Origin of the sequence: Chroococcidiopsis sp. [FACHB-1243], from assembly GCF_014696895.1 — a bacterium.
In the GTDB taxonomy this organism is placed as follows: Bacteria; Cyanobacteriota; Cyanobacteriia; order Cyanobacteriales; family Chroococcidiopsidaceae; genus Chroococcidiopsis.
This window is the reverse complement of sequence record NZ_JACJQX010000049.1, coordinates 1-17,260: the sequence shown is the minus strand read 5'-3', so window position 1 is coordinate 17,260 and position 17,260 is coordinate 1. Positions and strand designations below refer to the sequence as shown.

General features: G+C 47.5%; 24 protein-coding genes and 5 pseudogenes. 17 read left to right on the top strand and 12 right to left on the bottom strand.

All coding sequences use genetic code 11. From position 1 onward, the window contains the following. Positions 1-95: 95 nt before the first annotated feature. The 3 genes and pseudogenes from H6G17_RS27095 to H6G17_RS27085 all read left to right on the top strand — a co-directional run bounded on the left by H6G17_RS27095 (position 96) and on the right by H6G17_RS27085 (position 2,194). Complete coding sequence (locus tag H6G17_RS27095) at positions 96-944, top strand: aldo/keto reductase (protein ID WP_192161666.1); 849 nt, start codon at positions 96-98, stop codon at positions 942-944. Positions 945-1,161: 217 nt separating this feature from the next. Beyond that, a complete protein-coding gene (locus H6G17_RS27090) occupies positions 1,162-1,704 on the top strand; it encodes a DUF2808 domain-containing protein (RefSeq protein WP_192161665.1) in 543 nt (180 codons plus the stop codon). A 72-nt stretch (positions 1,705-1,776) separates the two neighbouring features. Then, positions 1,777-2,194: pseudogene (locus tag H6G17_RS27085) on the top strand (secondary thiamine-phosphate synthase enzyme YjbQ). Between the two features lie 81 nt (positions 2,195-2,275). Here H6G17_RS27085 and H6G17_RS27080 read toward each other — a convergent pair. Further along, on the bottom strand, positions 2,276-2,611 hold the full coding sequence (locus H6G17_RS27080; RefSeq protein WP_192161664.1) for a XisI protein: 336 nt from the start codon (positions 2,609-2,611) through the stop codon (positions 2,276-2,278). After that, positions 2,599-3,015 carry a XisH family protein gene (locus H6G17_RS27075; RefSeq protein WP_192161663.1) on the bottom strand — a complete coding sequence of 139 codons (417 nt, stop codon included), beginning with the start codon at positions 3,013-3,015 and terminating at the stop codon, positions 2,599-2,601. The genes H6G17_RS27080 and H6G17_RS27075 overlap by 13 nt, the downstream gene beginning before the upstream one ends. A gap of 83 nt (positions 3,016-3,098) precedes the next feature. On the opposite strand from H6G17_RS27075, the gene H6G17_RS34870 reads away from it, so the two are divergent. Next, positions 3,099-3,272, top strand: a complete 174-nt coding sequence (locus H6G17_RS34870) for a DUF4351 domain-containing protein (protein ID WP_192161688.1) — start codon at positions 3,099-3,101, stop codon at positions 3,270-3,272. Between the two features lie 113 nt (positions 3,273-3,385). Beyond that, positions 3,386-3,880: an SRPBCC family protein gene (locus H6G17_RS27065; protein ID WP_192161662.1), complete on the top strand. Its 495-nt coding sequence runs from the start codon at positions 3,386-3,388 to the stop codon at positions 3,878-3,880. 134 nt (positions 3,881-4,014) lie between these two features. Here H6G17_RS27065 and H6G17_RS27060 read toward each other — a convergent pair whose 3' ends face one another. The 8 genes from H6G17_RS27060 to H6G17_RS34300 all read right to left on the bottom strand — a co-directional run bounded on the left by H6G17_RS27060 (position 4,015) and on the right by H6G17_RS34300 (position 7,982). Next, the gene (locus tag H6G17_RS27060) at positions 4,015-4,497 is read right to left on the bottom strand and encodes a nuclear transport factor 2 family protein (protein ID WP_242038614.1); all 483 of its coding nucleotides are present in this window, start codon (positions 4,495-4,497) and stop codon (positions 4,015-4,017) included. Between the two features lie 52 nt (positions 4,498-4,549). Continuing rightward, a complete protein-coding gene (locus H6G17_RS27055) occupies positions 4,550-5,434 on the bottom strand; it encodes a helix-turn-helix domain-containing protein (protein ID WP_192161661.1) in 885 nt (294 codons plus the stop codon). A gap of 136 nt (positions 5,435-5,570) precedes the next feature. After that, positions 5,571-5,948, bottom strand: coding sequence for a nuclear transport factor 2 family protein (locus H6G17_RS27050; RefSeq protein ID WP_192161660.1), 378 nt, complete (start codon positions 5,946-5,948; stop codon positions 5,571-5,573). After that, the gene (gene clpP, locus H6G17_RS27045) at positions 5,948-6,559 is read right to left on the bottom strand and encodes an ATP-dependent Clp endopeptidase proteolytic subunit ClpP (RefSeq protein WP_192161686.1); all 612 of its coding nucleotides are present in this window, start codon (positions 6,557-6,559) and stop codon (positions 5,948-5,950) included. Before clpP ends, H6G17_RS27050 begins: the two co-directional genes overlap by 1 nt. 98 nt (positions 6,560-6,657) lie before the next feature. Beyond that, a complete protein-coding gene (locus H6G17_RS27040; RefSeq protein ID WP_192161659.1) occupies positions 6,658-7,086 on the bottom strand; it encodes an SRPBCC domain-containing protein in 429 nt (142 codons plus the stop codon). Further along, positions 7,079-7,417 (bottom strand): helix-turn-helix domain-containing protein, encoded by a 339-nt coding sequence (locus tag H6G17_RS27035; protein ID WP_192161658.1) that lies wholly within the window; start codon positions 7,415-7,417, stop codon positions 7,079-7,081. Before H6G17_RS27035 ends, H6G17_RS27040 begins: the two co-directional genes overlap by 8 nt. A 60-nt stretch (positions 7,418-7,477) precedes the next feature. After that, a complete protein-coding gene (locus H6G17_RS27030; RefSeq protein ID WP_192161657.1) occupies positions 7,478-7,735 on the bottom strand; it encodes a hypothetical protein in 258 nt (85 codons plus the stop codon). 115 nt (positions 7,736-7,850) lie between these two features. Continuing rightward, the gene (locus H6G17_RS34300; protein ID WP_277876093.1) at positions 7,851-7,982 is read right to left on the bottom strand and encodes a hypothetical protein; all 132 of its coding nucleotides are present in this window, start codon (positions 7,980-7,982) and stop codon (positions 7,851-7,853) included. Between the two features lie 200 nt (positions 7,983-8,182). On the opposite strand from H6G17_RS34300, the gene H6G17_RS27020 reads away from it, so the two are divergent. The 4 genes and pseudogenes from H6G17_RS27020 to H6G17_RS27005 all read left to right on the top strand — a co-directional run bounded on the left by H6G17_RS27020 (position 8,183) and on the right by H6G17_RS27005 (position 10,710). Continuing rightward, the gene (locus H6G17_RS27020) at positions 8,183-8,392 is read left to right on the top strand and encodes a hypothetical protein (protein ID WP_192161655.1); all 210 of its coding nucleotides are present in this window, start codon (positions 8,183-8,185) and stop codon (positions 8,390-8,392) included. 77 nt (positions 8,393-8,469) lie between these two features. Next, positions 8,470-9,363: a prohibitin family protein gene (locus H6G17_RS27015; protein ID WP_192161654.1), complete on the top strand. Its 894-nt coding sequence runs from the start codon at positions 8,470-8,472 to the stop codon at positions 9,361-9,363. A gap of 164 nt (positions 9,364-9,527) precedes the next feature. Beyond that, positions 9,528-9,942 (top strand): annotated as a pseudogene (gene arfB, locus H6G17_RS27010) (alternative ribosome rescue aminoacyl-tRNA hydrolase ArfB). Between the two features lie 135 nt (positions 9,943-10,077). Next, the gene (locus H6G17_RS27005) at positions 10,078-10,710 is read left to right on the top strand and encodes a glutathione S-transferase (RefSeq protein ID WP_192161653.1); all 633 of its coding nucleotides are present in this window, start codon (positions 10,078-10,080) and stop codon (positions 10,708-10,710) included. Positions 10,711-10,757: 47 nt separating this feature from the next. Here the strand turns inward: H6G17_RS27005 and H6G17_RS27000 are convergent, their stop codons facing one another. Continuing rightward, a complete protein-coding gene (locus H6G17_RS27000; protein WP_192161652.1) occupies positions 10,758-11,555 on the bottom strand; it encodes a PD-(D/E)XK nuclease family protein in 798 nt (265 codons plus the stop codon). 304 nt (positions 11,556-11,859) lie between these two features. On the opposite strand from H6G17_RS27000, the gene H6G17_RS26995 reads away from it, so the two are divergent. Further along, positions 11,860-12,288 (top strand): GFA family protein, encoded by a 429-nt coding sequence (locus H6G17_RS26995; RefSeq protein WP_192161651.1) that lies wholly within the window; start codon positions 11,860-11,862, stop codon positions 12,286-12,288. Between the two features lie 120 nt (positions 12,289-12,408). Here the strand turns inward: H6G17_RS26995 and H6G17_RS26990 are convergent. After that, a pseudogene (locus tag H6G17_RS26990) lies at positions 12,409-13,666 on the bottom strand (RNA polymerase sigma factor). A gap of 180 nt (positions 13,667-13,846) precedes the next feature. Between H6G17_RS26990 and H6G17_RS26985 the strand changes: the two are divergent. From H6G17_RS26985 to H6G17_RS33640, 7 genes and pseudogenes are all read left to right on the top strand, one after another. Next, the gene (locus H6G17_RS26985; protein ID WP_192161650.1) at positions 13,847-14,200 is read left to right on the top strand and encodes a YciI family protein; all 354 of its coding nucleotides are present in this window, start codon (positions 13,847-13,849) and stop codon (positions 14,198-14,200) included. A 98-nt stretch (positions 14,201-14,298) separates the two neighbouring features. Then, a pseudogene (locus H6G17_RS34865) lies at positions 14,299-14,670 on the top strand (YciI family protein); the annotation flags it as partial. Positions 14,671-14,691: 21 nt separating this feature from the next. Beyond that, positions 14,692-15,155 (top strand): annotated as a pseudogene (locus H6G17_RS34860) (nuclear transport factor 2 family protein). A gap of 125 nt (positions 15,156-15,280) precedes the next feature. Then, positions 15,281-15,691: a VOC family protein gene (locus tag H6G17_RS26975; RefSeq protein WP_192161685.1), complete on the top strand. Its 411-nt coding sequence runs from the start codon at positions 15,281-15,283 to the stop codon at positions 15,689-15,691. Between the two features lie 82 nt (positions 15,692-15,773). After that, complete coding sequence (locus H6G17_RS26970; RefSeq protein WP_192161649.1) at positions 15,774-16,175, top strand: VOC family protein; 402 nt, start codon at positions 15,774-15,776, stop codon at positions 16,173-16,175. A gap of 93 nt (positions 16,176-16,268) precedes the next feature. Further along, on the top strand, positions 16,269-16,787 hold the full coding sequence (locus H6G17_RS26965) for a DUF1579 domain-containing protein (RefSeq protein ID WP_192161648.1): 519 nt from the start codon (positions 16,269-16,271) through the stop codon (positions 16,785-16,787). A 97-nt stretch (positions 16,788-16,884) separates the two neighbouring features. Further along, positions 16,885-17,016 carry a hypothetical protein gene (locus tag H6G17_RS33640; RefSeq protein ID WP_242038613.1) on the top strand — a complete coding sequence of 44 codons (132 nt, stop codon included), beginning with the start codon at positions 16,885-16,887 and terminating at the stop codon, positions 17,014-17,016. Positions 17,017-17,260: the final 244 nt, after the last annotated feature.

The window sequence follows — 17,260 nt, the reverse complement described above, 5'->3', positions numbered from 1 at the left end:
TATCACCATAGGTATACGGCTGCACTCATACTCGCGACATAGAATGAGAGGAATTTCACTGTTGCCCTGAATTTCACCAGCAAGATTAGACAACTATGAGTGCAGTTCCCAACATCACCCTCAATGACGGCAAGACTATTCCACAGCTCGGATTTGGGGTCTTCCAAATCGAGCCGCAGGATACCGTCAAGGCAGTCAGCCAGGCGCTGGAAATCGGCTACCGGCAGATCGATACTGCACAGATGTACGGCAATGAGAAGCAGGTGGGTGAGGCGATCCGCGCCTCTAGTCTAGAGCGTAGCCAAATCTTCGTCACCAGCAAGCTCAACAATGGGTTCCACCAGCCCGATCGCGCTCGCAAGGCATTCGACACCACGCTCTTGGAACTCGGCTTCGACTACGTGGATTTGTTCCTCATCCACTGGCCTTTGCCGACTTTATACGACGGCGATTTCGTCTCGACCTGGAAGACGCTGGAGGAATTTCATCGTGACGGTCGCGCCCGCTCCATCGGAGTGTCGAACTTCCAGATCGACCACTTGGAAAAGCTGGCAGCCCAAACCGAAATAGTTCCAGCAGTCAACCAAATCGAGGTACACCCCTACTTCACCAATCAGGCGGTACGCAGCTACGGACAGGAGCATCAGATCGCTACCGAGGCGTGGTCGCCATTGGCGCAGGGCAAGGTGCTTGAAGACCCCACGATCGCTCGGCTTGCCCACAAGGTAGGCAAGACTCCAGCTCAGGTCGTGTTGCGATGGCACATCCAACGCGGTGACATCATATTCCCGAAGTCGGTGACACCATCGCGCATGAAGGAGAACTTTGAACTGTTTGACTTTGAACTGGATTCCACCGACATTGACACAATCTCCGCACTCGATCGGGGCGAGTCCGGTCGCATTGGTCCAAACCCAGACAAGTTCGCCTACATTCCTAGCTGACTCTAGTTTTGTGTCGATAGCGCCGAGTCAGCCTGGAATAAGGGCAATCCACTTGTCAAAGGAAGTCAACCAGTGCGCGGATTAGGTTTGATATTTGGTTGTGATGAATCTATTGCTAGACAGCACGAAAGACTAGGATCGACAAATTATCTATGGATGGAAACTGCAAACCCAATTGCCAACTACAGTAGAGTTAAACAGCTATCTGTATTCATCAATGAAAGCTACCAACAGGTTAGGCTTGGGATTGCTGCTAATTGCCAGTTTGGGAGTATTTGGATCGCCTTGCGTCCAAGCTGTGAAGTTAAGAGATGGCACGATTCAATTCGTGCAACCTCCTGAGCTAGTTAAAGCGAGAGTTACAGATATTAGTCCTGGGGTGTCGGCTAGCTACTATTTCACAATTCATTTACCTCCAGCTGCGGGAGAGCCATTGCAACAAATTACATTGACTCAACAGCTTGGGAAAGAAAACTTGGCATTTAATCTAAAATGTATTCGTGCAGAAACGAGGACTGGACAAGCACTAACTTTGGGCAAGATTGCGAGCGATCGCCAACAAAAGACGATCTCGATTGGATTTAATCCACCAGTACCACCAGGACAGACAGTGACAATTCGCCTGCGTTCGGTAAAAAATCCTTCCTTTGGTGGCATTTACTTATTTCAAGTCGCAGCTTCCCCACCAGGCAAGAAAGTCCGCAGTCAATATCTGGGATTGGGCAGGTTTCAATTCACTAGTCCTGGTGGGACATTTTGAGCGATCGCTTGTTTGCTACAACCAAAATACTTCCATGTAACATGACTAGAAAGTGGAGGAACGCGATTAATTATGGTTCATCAATCGCAAATCGAAATTTCCACCAAACATCATGGAGATATGCACGACCTAACCGATGAAGTTAGTCGAATTGTGAAAGATTCTGAAATTAGAACGGGAATGGTTCACATTTTCAATATTGGCAGTATGGCAGCCATTGGTACGATTGAATTTGAGCCAGGACTGCAACGCGACCTACCCGAACTTCTAAATAAACTCATTCCACCGAGCCGAGAATACGGACACGAACAGATGTGGCATGATGGCAACGGACATTCTCATTTACAAGCAACATGGCTTGAACCTTCTCTAACCGTGCCAGTGAGTCAAGGAAAGCTAGAGCTAGGCACTTGGCAACAAATTTTCCACCTTGAATGCGATATCAAACCGCGCCTCTAGAAAGATTATTGTGACGGTTTATGGAGAGTAATAGCTCAATCGTCGGGAGGCGATCGCGAAAATCTGAAACATCAGAAACCTATATATGCCTGGGAGTAGACGAGTAAACTTATTAACCTACAGCAAATTCCGTAAACTTCCGCATCGTAGGAGAATGAAATCCAATCACGATATCCTCCTTTGAAACTCCTAAAGCAACCAGCTCTTTAGCAATATCTATTTCTGTTCTGTTCTGTTGAATCCATATCTTCTCATTTTTGATATCGATATGTATGGAACAGCCATAGACTCTATGCTTATTCTCCCAACCGACACTAACAATTAGGTAGCGATCTTGCTTCGTGTCAAAAATTGTTTCGAGTTCAACGTCTCCATGAGCAGGTTTATAGCTACTATACTTTGTTAGTAGCTCTTGAACATGCTGCCGATATTCTTCTAACTTTGCCATCTGACAATTTCCTCCAAATCGACATCATAAACAATCAGCTTCAGTTGATACTCTTGCATAATAGTTATTGTAAACTGAAGTTGGAAAAACTCATTATAGGTTTCTAGAGGAACGGCAAGATATAAATTACGCTGAGGTTCTTTTAATCTTAGAGCGGTACGATAGTTGATAAATTGACCGAGAGCAGTATGAAATTCAGAAATCGCCGATGTATTCAAGAAACTTTTAACTTCAACCGCAATCTTTTCTCCATCTTTTTCAGCAGCTATTAACTTTTCTGCGCCTAGATCGATCTGCATATCTACTCCACCAAAACTAATAGCGAACGGATCGTGGGTAACACTCCAACCATCTTTTTGAAGTGCAATCTTAACAATATAATGAAAAGCATCCTTTGCAGGCATAAATTATATTCATAGTTTTGTTAAAGATCTTACCATAATCTACATGAGAAAATATCATTAAAGTAGCTTATTAGTATTTTTTAATTACTAAAAATAGGTTCAAATCTTTTTTAATTAATCTTAAAAAAGATTGGCGGATTGGTGAAGTTGCCCTCCAACTACAAGCCCAAATTCAAAATTTAACCACTCCCCAGCTTGAAGAATTGGGAGTTGCCTTACTGGACTTCAACAATGCTACCGATCTAGCTGCTTGGTAGCAAAATCAATAGAAAGAAATACATTTGTTCCCTACCCTACGGTAGAGCTGTATCCGCTGCCGATTCGATAGCTTGAGTAGCGTGCTATTGCAGCAATCGAGAGGGGAACACTTATGACTTCCACTGGTACAAACAGCGCCAAGACAACTGAATTCGAGCGATCGATAACTGTAGATGCTTCAGCGGACGGCATCTTTGATTTCATTTCAGACGTGAGAAACGTGCCTCAGTATCTCCCAACAGTGAAGAACGCCCAGCCTCAAGAGGGGGAAAGGATTCGCACTCAAGGGCAGGCTGGGGAGCGCGAGTATGACTCTGACGGACATTTCCGCGTGGACGAACAGGCGCGGCGGCTGGAATGGGGTTCTGACGGCGAAAACGATTACAGCGGCTGGCTGGAGGTACAAAGCGAAGGAGCAGAACGATCGCGAGTTAGGGTACACATCCACTACTCGCCCAGTCCTGAAACTTTACAGCGCATGGTGGAACACTCTCCCAATGGTAGCTTTGAGTCAGTGATGGGCGAAGGAATCTCTAAGACACTCGAATCAATTAAACGTATCTGCGAAGGTAAGGGAGGCAAGGAGGAAATCGAAGCCAACAAGTAGCTTTTGGAGAATTTTATGACTGATTGAGTCATTTTTCTTTACCCCTTAGTCTTTTCTTCATCAGCTACGACTTCCATAATAGACCTGCTGCGCCTGAGCAAGTACGCGATCGCGACTCGCAAGAATTGAGAAGATTAGGTCGGTGATGCTGAATGTGCAAAGTGCAGATCGCTTTCTAAAAATTGCCCAATCGCAACTGTATCGGCATAGAACATCTGTGATTCGACGATTTTGCCATCGCGCATTTTATAGACGCTCACTGTTGGCGAATCGAGCTTTCTGCCGCTACTCGCTGCCAGCCCTTTCAACCGCCAAAGGACAACGATATAATCTCCTGCATCTAAAAAAACTGCATCCATTTTCCTCTGGGCTGACGGTTGAAGGTGGTTCCAGGTTTGGGCAGCGCCTTCGATGTGTTGCTTTGCACCTTCAAGACCGCGATATACGCCACCATAGGGTAGTGACTCTGCATCGCAGATGACAATATTAGGCGCGTAAGCTGCTAAAACTCCAGCAATATCACGTTCTTCAACAGCCTGGAAAAGACGGCGAACATTCTCTACATTCTCCCGTGTCATAAATTCTCCTTTCTCGTCAGAAGCTATCGACTTACGCATTCAGTATCCGACTATTCTTGACTGCTTCTCTTCAAGGTTCTTGCGATTGTTTTCAACGTTCTTGCACTTGCTGCCAAAAAACTTTGGGCGTAACTCCGACAAGGCGTTTGAAATGGTAAGTGAAATGTCCTTGGCTGGCAAAACCGACAGTTTGAGCGATCGCCGCCAGCGATAAATTGCCCATAACTATCAGTTGTTTGGCTCGTTCAATCCGACGAAGAATTAAATATTGATGAGGTGAAGTATGAGTTGACTTCTTGAACAAATGAGCAAAATGATACGGACTTAACCGCACAATTTCTGCTAACTGGGTTAAGCTAATGTTTTTCTCTAAGTTCGCTTCAATGAAATCAACAATTTGTCGCCATTGCTGTTGTGTAACACTACCTGCGATCGGTTCGCTCTGGCGCGAGTTGCTGGAATATCTAGACAAAAGATGAACGACAAGTGCATGGGCTAGCGAGTCGGCATAAAGATGGCTATTTTTCCCATCAATCTCTAAAGATGTTTTGAGCGCAAAGCCAATCTGCCCAACTAATGGGTCGAACAGTGTAGCCAAATGTGGAACCAGTTCGAGGCGATCGCTGCCAAATACGTCATAACCAACAGTAGCCAGAAAAGATGGTGATAAAAACAGATTGAAAAACTCAGCTTCTTTGTCCCAGTGGAACTGTTGGCTCAGGTAGGCTGGGTAAATTTTCACATCTCCAAATCCCGATTCTACCTTCTGATATCGTCCACCAACTGCTTGCTCCAACTGCACGGGCTGACCGACATTCAGACAAATGACGTGCTGGGATGACACGCGGTCTGGTAGATCGCAGGGTGGTTGCCGAAAATGAGCAAAGCCAATGTTTTTCCAATTAGCGCCGTCACTAGCCAGAATCGGTGGATGGGGAAGGATTAGAGGTAGATTGCTTGGAGTAGGATCGCTCACAATTACCTTGATGCCAATTATCTAGATCGTAATCAACTGACTTGATGAAATGCAAAATTTTGTCATTTCTGCACTACCCAACTTAACCAATCGAACATAGCTCACGATCCAGAGAGCGTCGTGCGCGATCGCGGCGCTAGGACACTATACCTGAATGCCCAGCGATAATCTGCCAAGTTCCGTCCCCAGACTGGGACCAAACCCTGGTAAAACGAAAAATGCCATTTGTGGGCGTGCCATTGTAACTACCCGATAATTGCATTTTTACTGAGACGATCGCCACATCACCTGTTAATAAAATCTGCTGCTCGGAAGCTGACAACGAGTTGAGTTTCAGAGCGCCCGATTTGTGACCAGCTAGATCTTCCTCTTTGCCTACCAAATGACCTCTGTGGTCTGTAAAAATTAATCTGGATGATAGCAGTTCATCTAGTGCTTTCACGTCGGAGTGAAGCATTGCCAGCCTGAGCTTTTCTTCTGCCTCAATGATTTGATGCTCAATTTGATGATCCATTATCTTGTCGCTATCAGTTCGGGATGAATCGGCAGAGTCGGGCACTCGATCACCCGATCGACCAAGCCATACTCCACTGCCTCCCGTGCCGACATAAAGAAGTCTCGGTCGGTGTCTTGCTCAATTTGCTCCAGGGATTTTCCCGTATATTCAGCCATCCGCCGATCAATCTGCCGTCTCAAGTAGAGAATTTCCTTGGCTTGAATCTCGATATCCACCGCCTGCCCCTGCGCCCCACCGGAAGGCTGGTGAATCATAATCCGCGAACTGGGCAAACTGCTGCGCTTGCCTTTAGCACCCGCACCGAGCAAAAACGCGCCCATACTGGCTGCCATGCCATAGCAAATCGTGCAAACATCTGGGCGAATATGGTTCATCGTGTCATAAATGCCCAAACCTGCTAGCACAGAACCACCAGGAGAACTGACGTACAGATAAATATCCTTTTGGGGGTCTTCTGCTTCTAAAAACAGCATTTGCGCTACAATTCTGTTAGCCGTATCCGAGTCGATTGCTTCTGCTAGGAAAATAATCCGTTCTCGCAGCAAGCGAGAGTAAATGTCGAAGGCTCTTTCCCCCCGACTCGATTGTTCAATTACGGTAGGAATCATCATGTCAGTTTCTCCTGGGTGAAGTGGATGGGTTGGGGAATCGGTAATCGGCGATCAGTAATCGATTAAAACTCTCACTACCCATGAACGATTTAGTTTCAAGCCACCAACGCTAATACATCTTCGATTTCCAGCAGGCGCTTGAGGTAGGACACGCTCTTCTTCCATCTGCGGCTCATGACCATGCAGCTTTGAAGATCGAGCTGAGTGTGAATCAACGTTAGCTTCACTCTAGCCCCGTACTGCTCCAGCTTGAAGCGGACGCGGGACGGCACAGCTTCAGTTAGATTGGGCGAAGTGAGGGTATAGGAAAGCAGGTATGGCGGCTGGGATTCCAACACTTCGCCTATGCTTTCAGTCTCGCCATCTTTGTCGATCTGCTGCACGGATGAACCCACCTGCCAGTCAGACTGAAGTTGCCCGCCTTCCCAATACTGCTGGGTGAATTGTTCGCTGACGATCGCTGACCACAGTTGTTCGAGCGTGGTAGCAATGTAGGTCACGTAAACGAAGGTGGGTTTATCCATGTTGAGTCTCCTTGGTGTTCCCTTCGAGATTTCGCTTTAATTGACTCAATGCGTCTAGTTGTGTGCGTTCGTATTTACTCAACCAGCGATCGTAAATCTCCTGAATCGGTACTGGGTTAAGGTAATGCAGTTTTTCTCGCCCGTGCCAGACGACAACCACCAGATTTGCTGCCTCTAATAGCGTCAGATGTTTTGTCACGGCTTGCCGCGTCATGTCAAGGTATTCGCACAGTTGATTTAACGTTTGTCCATTATGGGCGTACAACTGGTCGAGCAACTTTCTCCGACTCGGATCGGCAAGGGCTTTAAACACTGCATCCATATTCCCCATATTATGCAACCAATTAGTTGCATGTCAAGCGATCTGACCTAACAGAAAGTGACCTGTTTGTTATCCGATCGCAGCAAACCCGCGATTGGTTTTCATTTTCAGGTCGTCAAACGTCTTAGATTTAATTCGATCGGTGCTGCAAAACTGTTGAAGTTGATACTTACCTTCCGTTTCAGTTAACTGGTAAATGTAATCTCCGTTATTTCGGAAAACCCTCTCTTGTGCAAAATCCGTTTGTTTGAATGCTGCTATTGCCTGCTTGCTAAGGAAGGCAGCAGTAGCAGACAATTCTCGAATTCTTAGCTTCAGCTCGTTCATCACTCAATCTCTGTAAATAAACTACTATTTCCCTATTAACTTGCGAGTGTTTGAGCGAGATTCGCAGTTTTTCAGCATTATTTTACTAATCTTATCAGTAAGATCTAACCTAACTTCAATGAGGTTTCCACCCCTCCTGCAAAGCTTTTGCCAAGCAGTTCGTGGCGTGGTATTGGTCTTGAAAATCTTGATGTTTCTGTCTCAAAATCTGAGCATACTCCAACACGGATTGAATGGCAGCTTTCATATTATCGGGATAAGCATTAAGAGTTTCCCGCAAACGTTCCAGAGCGCAAGTTAACTCCAATACCCTCAAGTGCTGTAACGTACTGAGCAAATAACTCTAGCTGAGATTCGTCTAAATCTACATCGGGCATTAATTCATCCTGAATTTCTTCTGCTCTTGACTTGGAATGTTGCAGTTCCCGAACAGTGCGGTCGCCGATCGTGAATTCGATAGGACATAGGCGTGAGGCGAACGCTTGTACTGATAAAGAATTTACCAGATTTACTGTGAGTTTAAAAGTCGTATTCTTGGCGCTCGGCTTCTACAAGAACTGCCCCCAAAACAAAACCGCGCCGATCGTGAAGCAAGGAGATGGAGTTGAAGAACTTAGAGCGGGAAGACCCGAATCGCTGGTAGAAATGGCTACATAGTGATGGAGCGGTCGGGATGGAGAAAGCTCAAGGCAAACTGTTTAGGATGAGTGTATACATTTGTTCAGAGAATTTTTATGGAAATAGATTGGTTGAATAAGTGGAAAGTCCCAGTGGGAGTAGCGATTGCCGTCATCTTTTTGCTACTAGCAGCTAACCCCTTTGTGATTATCAGCCCAGGACAAGCAGGAGTTATAAGCATCTTGGGTAAAGCAAGAGAAGGAGCTTTATACGAAGGCGTTCATCTCAAGCCGCCATTGGTTGCCAAAGTTGACATCTACGATTTAACCGTACAGAAGTTTGAAGTCCCCGCCCAGAGTTCAACCAAAGATTTGCAAGACTTATCTGCCAGATTTGCGATTAACTTTCGCCTTGCTCCCGATCGAGTAGTGGAAATCCGCAGAAAACAGGGGACGCTTGCAAACATCGTTTCTACAATTATTGCTCCGCAAACGCAAGAATCATTCAAGATTGCTGCTGCGAGAAGAACTGTCGAACAAGCAGTCACGCAGCGTCCCGCACTCAAGCAAGATTTTGACGATGCATTAAGCGATCTCCTTGCTAAGTATGGGATTATCGTACTTGACACTAGTGTGGTCGATCTAGATTTCTCACCAGAGTTTACTAAAGCGGTAGAGGAAAAGCAAATTGCCGAACAAAGAGCGCAAAGAGCAGCATATGTGGCGCAAGAAGCAGCCCAAGAAGCCGAGGCAGAAATTAACCGAGCCAAAGGTAAGGCAGAAGCCCAGAGACTCCTCGCCGAAACTCTAAAAGCGCAGGGCGGACAATTAGTTTTACAAAAAGAAGCGATTGAGGCTTGGCGAACTGGCGGCGCACAAATGCCGAAGGTATTAGTAATGGATAGCAACTCAAAAAGCAGCGTGCCTTTTCTATTTAACTTGGGCAATATTCAAGATTCACCTGTGACTCAACAACTCAGGAAATTCAGCTGTAGCTTGGTTGAAATGTAGCTGCTTCAGGGGAGACAAATTGCAATGACTTGCCTTCCCAATTTTTATCCGCATTGAGGCTCTAACTCAGCAGCAAGACGGCTACGTACTCTATGTTCTAAGTTTTGTAGTAAAACTGCGTTTGCCAGGGCGATCGCGCTTGAATAGTTATTATATATAGAACTATGCTTCAGATTTCTAAAACAGTCATCATTCCCGCTCGCGAGATTGAGATGAGCGCTGTTCGCTCTCAAGGGGCAGGCGGTCAAAATGTCAACAAAGTGGCAACGGCAATTCATTTGCGCTTTGAGATTGGAAATTCCTCACTGCCTGATGTTTATAAACAGCGGCTATTGAAATCGAGCGATCGACGCATTACTCAAGACGGGGTAGTGATAATTAAAGCGCAGGAATACCGCACTCAAGAGCAGAACCGTGAAGAAGCGCTGAAACGATTGCATTCATCTGATTAAAAGTGCTGTTATCGTACCCAAAAGGCGCAAAAGAAGCAAACCATCTCGCAGTCAAGAGCAAAAGCGACTTGATAGCAAAAGTAAACGAGGAAAAATTAAGGCAAGCAGAGCAAAAATCACCGAATAATTCTATTATGCGATCGCGCTTTTGTTTGAAAGGAGTTAACCGAGTTGTTTTACAGTAATGTATCTAACGGCAGGGGCAAATTGCAGTGTTTAAGTATTTCATCATGTACGAGTACATAACTAAGAAAACTATCTAATGATTGTCGTCCATCATTTAAACAACTCCCGTTCGCAACGCATACTCTGGTTGCTCGAAGAACTGGGACTAAATTATGAAATCAAACGCTACGAGCGCGACCCGAAAACCATGCTTGCGCCAGCATCACTGCGAGAGGTGCATCCCCTTGGCAAGTCTCCCGTCATTACCGATGACGCGCTGACCCTAGCGGAGTCCGGCGCTATTATCGAGTACCTAGTCGAACGCTATCGTGAAGCGAAGCTTGCTCCTGCCTCTGGTACGGTAGAGCGGTTGCGATACAAGTATTGGCTGCATTACGCCGAAGGCTCGGCAATGCCATTGTTAGTGATGAAGCTTGTCTTCGACAATTTTGGGCTAGGGGACAGTGGCGCGGTGCGTGAATTCGTTGCACCCCAGATTCAGCTGCACTTTGACTACATAGAAAGCGAACTAAGGAAAAATACGTGGTTTGTGGGCGAGGAATTCACCGCAGCCGATATTCAGATGAGCTTTCCCGTGGAGGCACTAGCGGCGCAAGTAGGATTGGATGCGAGTCGTCCGAGACTACTGAGCTTTCTCGATCGCATTCATGCACGTCCAGCCTACCAACGGGCGCTAGAACGCGGCGGCGCGTATGAGCTTTCGGGCTGATTGACTGCAATCGTTTGTAGTTTTATTAACCACTAACGAGCAAGCTGCTAAAGAGCCAGCACTAGTTGTAACTGAGGCTGATGACTCCTAATATCATCCGGTAACGGCTCGGGAGAATCCTGCACGGCGGAGCAATAGCGCGAATAGGTGCAGCGTTCGCACTGCTCCCCTGCCTTCGGTTCCCATTCACAGTCAGTTCGCAACTGCCAAGCTAGCTCTCCGATCACATCCTCCACCCGTTCCTTGTGTTCTGGAGTAGCATCGAAACTAACCTTCTCCCCCGTCCGCAAGTAAATCAAACTCAACTTCCGCAAGCTTTGACGGTACCGCTGCTCTAAGGCAAGATAGTACAGACCAATTTGTAAATCGATTTCATCTTCTTTGGGTAGCTTAACTTCCTTTGTAGACTTGTAATCGACTAGCTCCAAGCCACCATCCACATAGTCTATGCGGTCGTAACGTCCCGCGATCGCAAACTCTAAATTCGCCACCTGCAAGCCTGCCTGGATCTTACCCTCCACTGCTAAAGGTTTGTGAATCGCTTTCTCTGTAGCAATGAAGTTTTGGTAGTAGATTTGAAGAATCTGCTTGCCTTCTTCTACCTGGATAGGACTGAGATTGTTGCAGTGCTGCTCCCAACAATGGTGAAGCCAACTCAAGGGTGGCAATGGTTCTGAGTAACACCAGTCCTGATATACCTGAGCCAAAGCTTGATGCAGTGCCGTCCCCAGTGCTGCCGAACCAAAGAAAGTATTAGATTTCAACCCCAACTCATATCTAAACTGATATGCTTGCGGGCAGCGATGGTAGGTTTGTAGCTTGGTGGCAGAGATTTGATAAGCCATGAGCTGGAGGAATTAACATCAGCATTGGGTCATCTTACATTGTTTTGTGCTGCCATTAAAATTATCAGACAGCAAAACCCAAGGCTGAAGGGTTAAGCAGTGCCGAGTTTTGGAGATATTTTAGCAGTAGCGATCGTGGCATGAGCGATCGCCATCATCAGCAGATGTAAGGTCGAGCGGCGATCGATTACCAGGTTTGATTAATTAATGTTTAGTGTCAGTCATCTGACTTAAGGCGCGGTATAAAGAGCCAGCAGAATAAATAATTATGTTGGGTTAACACATAATTGCAGGAGAGCAGAAGATGTCTAATTCAAGTATTGCAAAAGGTAGCTGTTTATGCAGAGCAGTAAGCCTTTCTGCAACCAGCATCGATCGTCACATAGCAGCGTGTCATTGCAGTATGTGTCGTAAATGGGGTGGAGGAGCTTTGTTAGCAGTTGAGTGTGGCAGCGATGTCAGCTTTCAGGGTGAAGAAAATATCGGAATTTATCAATCTTCAGAATGGGCGGAACGTGGGTTTTGTAAACAGTGCGGTAGCCATTTATTTTACAGATTGAAACAGAATACCCAATACTATATACCAGCGGGGATTTTTGATAATGATGAAGGACTTATGTTCGAGCATCAGGTTTTTATCGACGAAAAACCAGCTTATTACTCTTTTGCCAATGAAACTAAGAATATGACAGGGGCAGAGTTATTTGCACAGTTTGCACCTCCATCGTCCTAGTCATGATTTTGGTTCAAAAAGCTGTAATGAATCTACGCGATCGCTCGTGAGTAGTGAATGACAAGTTTTCGATCGTTGTAGCCAACACGTATGCGCGACGAGCAATTGCTCAACAGACTATTAGGGCTGGACTTCGTGCAGGCGACGCTCCAGAAAACGGCGTTCGCTGTCATTAGTAACCAGTGTCAATGCCCGCGTGTAGCTCAAAGCAGCTGACTCTAAGGCTCCCACACGTCGCAGCAGATTCGGCACGGGTGGCGTGGAACAGGTGATAGTCGTCGAGTTGGGTGGCAAGCGCATCGACCAGTCCGATCGCCACTTGAGGTCCGTCTACCATCGCAACCGCTACTGCCCGATTCAGCGACACGATCGGTGAAGGCTGCAAGCGTTCTAACAGTTCATAGAGTTGCACGATCTGCACCCAGTCTGTTTCTTCGGCTCGTGCCGCTTGACAGTGGAGTGCAGCGATCGCCGCTTGCAACGCAAACACACCCGTGCCGCCGCGCAATGCCTCTTCCACCAGTGGCAACGCCTGGGCAATCTGTTGTCGATCCCAGCGTTGACGGTTCTGATCTTCGAGTAGCACTAGATCGCCTGCCTCGTCCAACCGAGCATCGCGTCGAGAGTCGTGCAGCAACATCAGCGCCACCAGTGCCGTGACTTCTGAAGGTGGTTGCGGTAACATCAACTTCCGTACCAGTTGCCCCAGCCGAATCGCTTCCGTGCAGAGGTCAGCCCTTACCATTGCCTCGCCTTTGGTTGCCGCATAGCCTTCATTAAAAATAAGATAAATCGTCGTCAGCACCGCATCTATTCGTGGGGATAGATCGCCGATGTCTGGCACCTTGTAGGGAATCCCTGCATCCCGAATCTTGCGCTTGGCACGCACGAGCCGTTGCGCCATCGTTGCTGTGGGTACGAGAAAGGCGCGGGCAATTTCGTCTGTTTCTAGTCCACCCAACATTCGTAGTGTCAGAGCCACCTGAGCCTCAATCGCCAGTGCTGGATGGCAGCAGGTGAAGATGAGGCGGAGGCGATCGTCTGGAATTTCATCGCTGTCGTAGGTTGGCTCCTCGCTAGTTGGAATCAACCCAGATGCCGCGTACCATTCCAGTTTCTCGGTCAATCGCGTTCGGCGGCGGAGGCGATCGATCGCTTTATATCGAGCTGTTTTAATAATCCAGGCACGGGGGAGAGCGGGAATACCGCTAGAGTGCCACTGATTCACGGCGGCTGTAAATGCTTCCTGTGCTGCTTCTTCAGCTATATCAAAATCACCAACTAGTCGGATTAACGTGGCGACGATCCGCCCCCACTCAGCCCGATAAACGGAGGCGATTGCTTGAGTTACATCTGCTGACTTGGCGTTTGGAGTCATATCCGATCCAAAAAATTTTTACTAAGGTGTCGATTTGCGCGATCGCCGTTCGACTTACTTATAAAAGGAAAAACGCAAATAAATAATGCTCGGATCTGATGATAAAAAATTTTTGGCAAGGTGTCGATTTGCGCGATCGCCGTTCGACTTACTTATGAAGGGAAAACCGGAGGCAACCTGATGAAATACGTGCTGCTGATTTACCTAAAAGAAGATGCCCTGAGCGAAACCGAGCGGGAGCAATGTTATGCAGAATCCGCACAACTCGCACAACAACTCAACTCGAACGGGCAGTATCTCGCCACCGCCCCACTCCACCCTGTGGCGACAGCCACCAGCGTCCGAGTCCGCGACGGCAAGCCGCTAGTAACTGATGGACCCTTCGCCGAAACCCGCGAACAACTGGGTGGGTTTTTCCTGATCGATGCTCAAGATCTCGATGAAGCGATCGCGATCGCCGCTCAAATTCCAGGTGCGCGAGTCGGCACTGTGGAAATTCGCCCCGTAATTGAAGTTGCGGGTTTACCAGATTAGTGTCTGCTAGTTTCGGCTCATCCCAGTTTTGCCAATAGTCTCGCTCCAACTGTCCAGAACTTTGACCCCACAAACTTAAAACTCAAGGAGATACTTCGATGCGATTTATGTTACTCATGATTCCCCAAGGCTACGAGAGTGCGGCTCCAGGAACTACCCCTGATGCCAGAGCGGTGGAAGCAATGATGAAGTACAACGAATCGCTGGCATCTGCTGGCGTACTGATTGCAGTTGACGGGCTTCACCCACCCTCAATGAGGGCGCGGGTGACATTCGGTGGAGGAAATCCAAAAGTGACTCCAGGGATTTCCCCAGATGTGAAAGAGGTGCTGGGTGGCTACTGGATGATTCAAGCGAACTCGAAAGAGGAAGCGATTGAATGGGCTTCTCGCTGTCCAGCCTCAGACAACGAGACGATCGAAATCCGTCAAGTGCAGGAATTTGAAGATTTCCCAGCAGAGATTCAGCAAGTCGTAGCTCGGTTCCCAGAAATGTCAGTTTCTCATCCCACAACAGCAACAGAAAATACTCCTACAACCAATGAAGCTCAAATTCGCCAACTGATCGCCGACCAACAACGTGCTATTTGTGCCAAAGATGTCGATCAAATTATGTCTCGCTATGCCAACGAGGTGATTCTCTTTGATGTCAAACCGCCATTTCAAACCAAAGGTAAAGACGCGGTGCGTCAATTGTGGCAAGACTGTTTGCCTTACTTTCCAGACGCTTTCGAGATGGAAACGCGAGATCTCACCATCACTGTCAACGACGATTTGGCTGTTGCTCACTGGCTATTTCGCTTCCAGGGGGAACAAGACCATCCGCCATGCAAACGTGGATGCGCGCCACCGCTGTTTGCCAGAAAGAGCGGGGCGACTGGCAGATTTTACACGAACACATCTCAGTGCCATTTGATCCAGGGACTTCTCAAGCAGTCTTCACCCTCAACCCATAGAAATTTTGTCGAGGCGGTTTTGGAATCGCAATTGAACGCTGCAAAGCGATCGCTCTAAACTCGCCCAGAAAAGTAACGACAGTTCATCGAACGGATTCGATCTGGACTAACAAAAGGAGCACGCCATTAAAATCAATCCTTATCTCATGTTCAACGGCAATTGCGAAGCAGCTTTCAAGTTCTACGAGCAATGTCTCGGCGGCAAAATTGTCATGATGATGACTCACGGGGAGGCACCCTCGGCAGAACATGTCTCCCCTAAATGGCACGACAAAATTATGCACGCTTGCCTCGATTTGGGCGATCGCCTTTTGATGGGGTCTGATAGTCCGTCTGGGTATTTTGAAGCACCCCAAGGCTTCTACGTGCAGATTAGCGTTGCCGAACTAGCTGAGGCAGAACGAATTTTTCACGCACTGGCAAAAAATGGCAAGGTGAAAATGCCGCTCGAACAAACCTTTTGGTCTGCCCGTTTTGGTATGTTGGTTGATCGGTTCGGTACGCCGTGGATGATTAACTGCGAGCAGGCGACTTGATCTTTTGTTATCTTCCTTAAACTCAAACCTCAGTGCCTTTTCGCTGAGCTTTCATCTGTAACAAATCTTACAAGCAGAAACCATGAGTACTCAAATTTTCGTCAACCTACCCGTCAAAAACCTCAAGCAATCGATTCAGTTCTTCACTCAACTCGGCTTCCAGTTCAATCCTCAATTCACCGATGAAACTGCCACTTGCATGATTGTCTCGGAGAATATCTTCGTAATGCTCTTGACCCATGAAAAGTTCAAGTCGTTTACTCCCAAAGAAATCTGTGATGCCACGAAAAGCACCGAAGTGCTGGTGTGCTTATCTGCCCAGAGTCGAGAAGCAGTCGATGAAATGGTTCGTAAGGCGATCGCGGCTGGTGGCACAACCTACAACGAACCCCAAGACCACGGCTTCATGTACGCACATGGATTTCAGGATCTAGATGGTCACATTTGGGAAATTGTCTATATGGAGCCAAGCGCCGCAGAGTAAAGATGATAGTATTTATGTACTATTGCAGGCTTTGAATTTCCATCATTTGGCGCGATCGCATTCCTGAAGAATTCATCAAAAGGAGCTAAAACAATGGAGACAACCAAGACACAACAGGACTTAACAATGAATACCGAACCACAGAAGGAACATCAGTGGCTGCAAAAACTCGTTGGTGAGTGGACGTATGAGATTGAAGTCAAGATGGGAGCGGATCGACCTGCCGAAAGATCGACGGGAACTGAGAGCGTGCGATCGCTTGGTGGACTGTGGATTCTAGCCGAAGCACAGGGCGAGATGCCTGGCTGCGGTCGCGCTACCACTCTGATGACTCTCGGCTACGACCCGCAGAAGCAGCGGTACGTGGGGACGTGGATCGGGTCGATGATGACACATCTCTGGGTGTACGACAGTGGCGAATTGGACGTGGCTGAAAAGATGTTGACGCTCGATTCTGAGGGACCTGCGATGACTGGCGAGGGAAAGATGGCGAAGTACAAGGACGCGATCGAGTTCGAGAGCGACGATCGCCGAGTCATGACCTCGCACGTGTTGGGTGATGACGGGCAATGGCATCACTTTATGAGTGCAAACTATTGGCGCAAACAATAGCAGAAAGCCAAACGCGAACCGAGACTAGCAACGGTACGATAGAAGCATTGTACTTGCTCCCTGCGCCGTTGCTAATGCCGATCTCGATCGAGTGGCGATGAGTACCCTGAAGGCGATTGGCATCCAGATGCAGATTTGGACGATGCCACAGGAAGTTGCCCAAGCGATTCCGTTTGAGCAACGTGCAGCCTACGACCCAGAGTCCGATCGATCCGTTGGCAGTCGCTAATGCCGCCAGATAAGTCGCAAGTCAAACGCTCTACTGCTAGGCAATAGCACTTATATTGTCGGAGCTGACATAGCTCTGACCTTGGCGAAAACATTGGCATTTACCTGAGTGGGGTGTATGATGCTGCGATCGCGCACCTACTAGGGATTGAGCCGAGATCCGTGTAAAAAAGTGCCACTTCTCTGGAAGCACTTGCTATATATAGCTTTCAATAATTTCAATTGGAAGGAGTATTGCTCCCTCT

What these genes read in the sequence shown, in the direction of transcription:
- H6G17_RS27095 (WP_192161666.1), top strand. Translation starts at nt 96, where the DNA reads ATGAGTGCAGTTCCCAACATCACCCTCAATGACGGCAAGACTATTCCA.
- H6G17_RS27090 (WP_192161665.1), top strand. Translation starts at nt 1,162, where the DNA reads ATGAAAGCTACCAACAGGTTAGGCTTGGGATTGCTGCTAATTGCCAGT.
- H6G17_RS27080 (WP_192161664.1), bottom strand. Translation starts at nt 2,611, where the DNA reads ATGGCAAAGTTAGAAGAATATCGGCAGCATGTTCAAGAGCTACTAACA.
- H6G17_RS27075 (WP_192161663.1), bottom strand. Translation starts at nt 3,015, where the DNA reads ATGCCTGCAAAGGATGCTTTTCATTATATTGTTAAGATTGCACTTCAA.
- H6G17_RS27065 (WP_192161662.1), top strand. Translation starts at nt 3,386, where the DNA reads ATGACTTCCACTGGTACAAACAGCGCCAAGACAACTGAATTCGAGCGA.
- H6G17_RS27060 (WP_242038614.1), bottom strand. Translation starts at nt 4,497, where the DNA reads ATGCGTAAGTCGATAGCTTCTGACGAGAAAGGAGAATTTATGACACGG.
- H6G17_RS27050 (WP_192161660.1), bottom strand. Translation starts at nt 5,948, where the DNA reads ATGGATCATCAAATTGAGCATCAAATCATTGAGGCAGAAGAAAAGCTC.
- clpP (WP_192161686.1), bottom strand. Translation starts at nt 6,559, where the DNA reads ATGATTCCTACCGTAATTGAACAATCGAGTCGGGGGGAAAGAGCCTTC.
- H6G17_RS27040 (WP_192161659.1), bottom strand. Translation starts at nt 7,086, where the DNA reads ATGGATAAACCCACCTTCGTTTACGTGACCTACATTGCTACCACGCTC.
- H6G17_RS27035 (WP_192161658.1), bottom strand. Translation starts at nt 7,417, where the DNA reads ATGGGGAATATGGATGCAGTGTTTAAAGCCCTTGCCGATCCGAGTCGG.
- H6G17_RS27030 (WP_192161657.1), bottom strand. Translation starts at nt 7,735, where the DNA reads ATGAACGAGCTGAAGCTAAGAATTCGAGAATTGTCTGCTACTGCTGCC.
- H6G17_RS34300 (WP_277876093.1), bottom strand. Translation starts at nt 7,982, where the DNA reads ATGAAAGCTGCCATTCAATCCGTGTTGGAGTATGCTCAGATTTTGAGA.
- H6G17_RS27015 (WP_192161654.1), top strand. Translation starts at nt 8,470, where the DNA reads ATGGAAATAGATTGGTTGAATAAGTGGAAAGTCCCAGTGGGAGTAGCG.
- H6G17_RS27005 (WP_192161653.1), top strand. Translation starts at nt 10,078, where the DNA reads ATGATTGTCGTCCATCATTTAAACAACTCCCGTTCGCAACGCATACTC.
- H6G17_RS27000 (WP_192161652.1), bottom strand. Translation starts at nt 11,555, where the DNA reads ATGGCTTATCAAATCTCTGCCACCAAGCTACAAACCTACCATCGCTGC.
- H6G17_RS26995 (WP_192161651.1), top strand. Translation starts at nt 11,860, where the DNA reads ATGTCTAATTCAAGTATTGCAAAAGGTAGCTGTTTATGCAGAGCAGTA.
- H6G17_RS26985 (WP_192161650.1), top strand. Translation starts at nt 13,847, where the DNA reads ATGAAATACGTGCTGCTGATTTACCTAAAAGAAGATGCCCTGAGCGAA.
- H6G17_RS26970 (WP_192161649.1), top strand. Translation starts at nt 15,774, where the DNA reads ATGAGTACTCAAATTTTCGTCAACCTACCCGTCAAAAACCTCAAGCAA.
- H6G17_RS26965 (WP_192161648.1), top strand. Translation starts at nt 16,269, where the DNA reads ATGGAGACAACCAAGACACAACAGGACTTAACAATGAATACCGAACCA.
- H6G17_RS33640 (WP_242038613.1), top strand. Translation starts at nt 16,885, where the DNA reads ATGAGTACCCTGAAGGCGATTGGCATCCAGATGCAGATTTGGACGATG.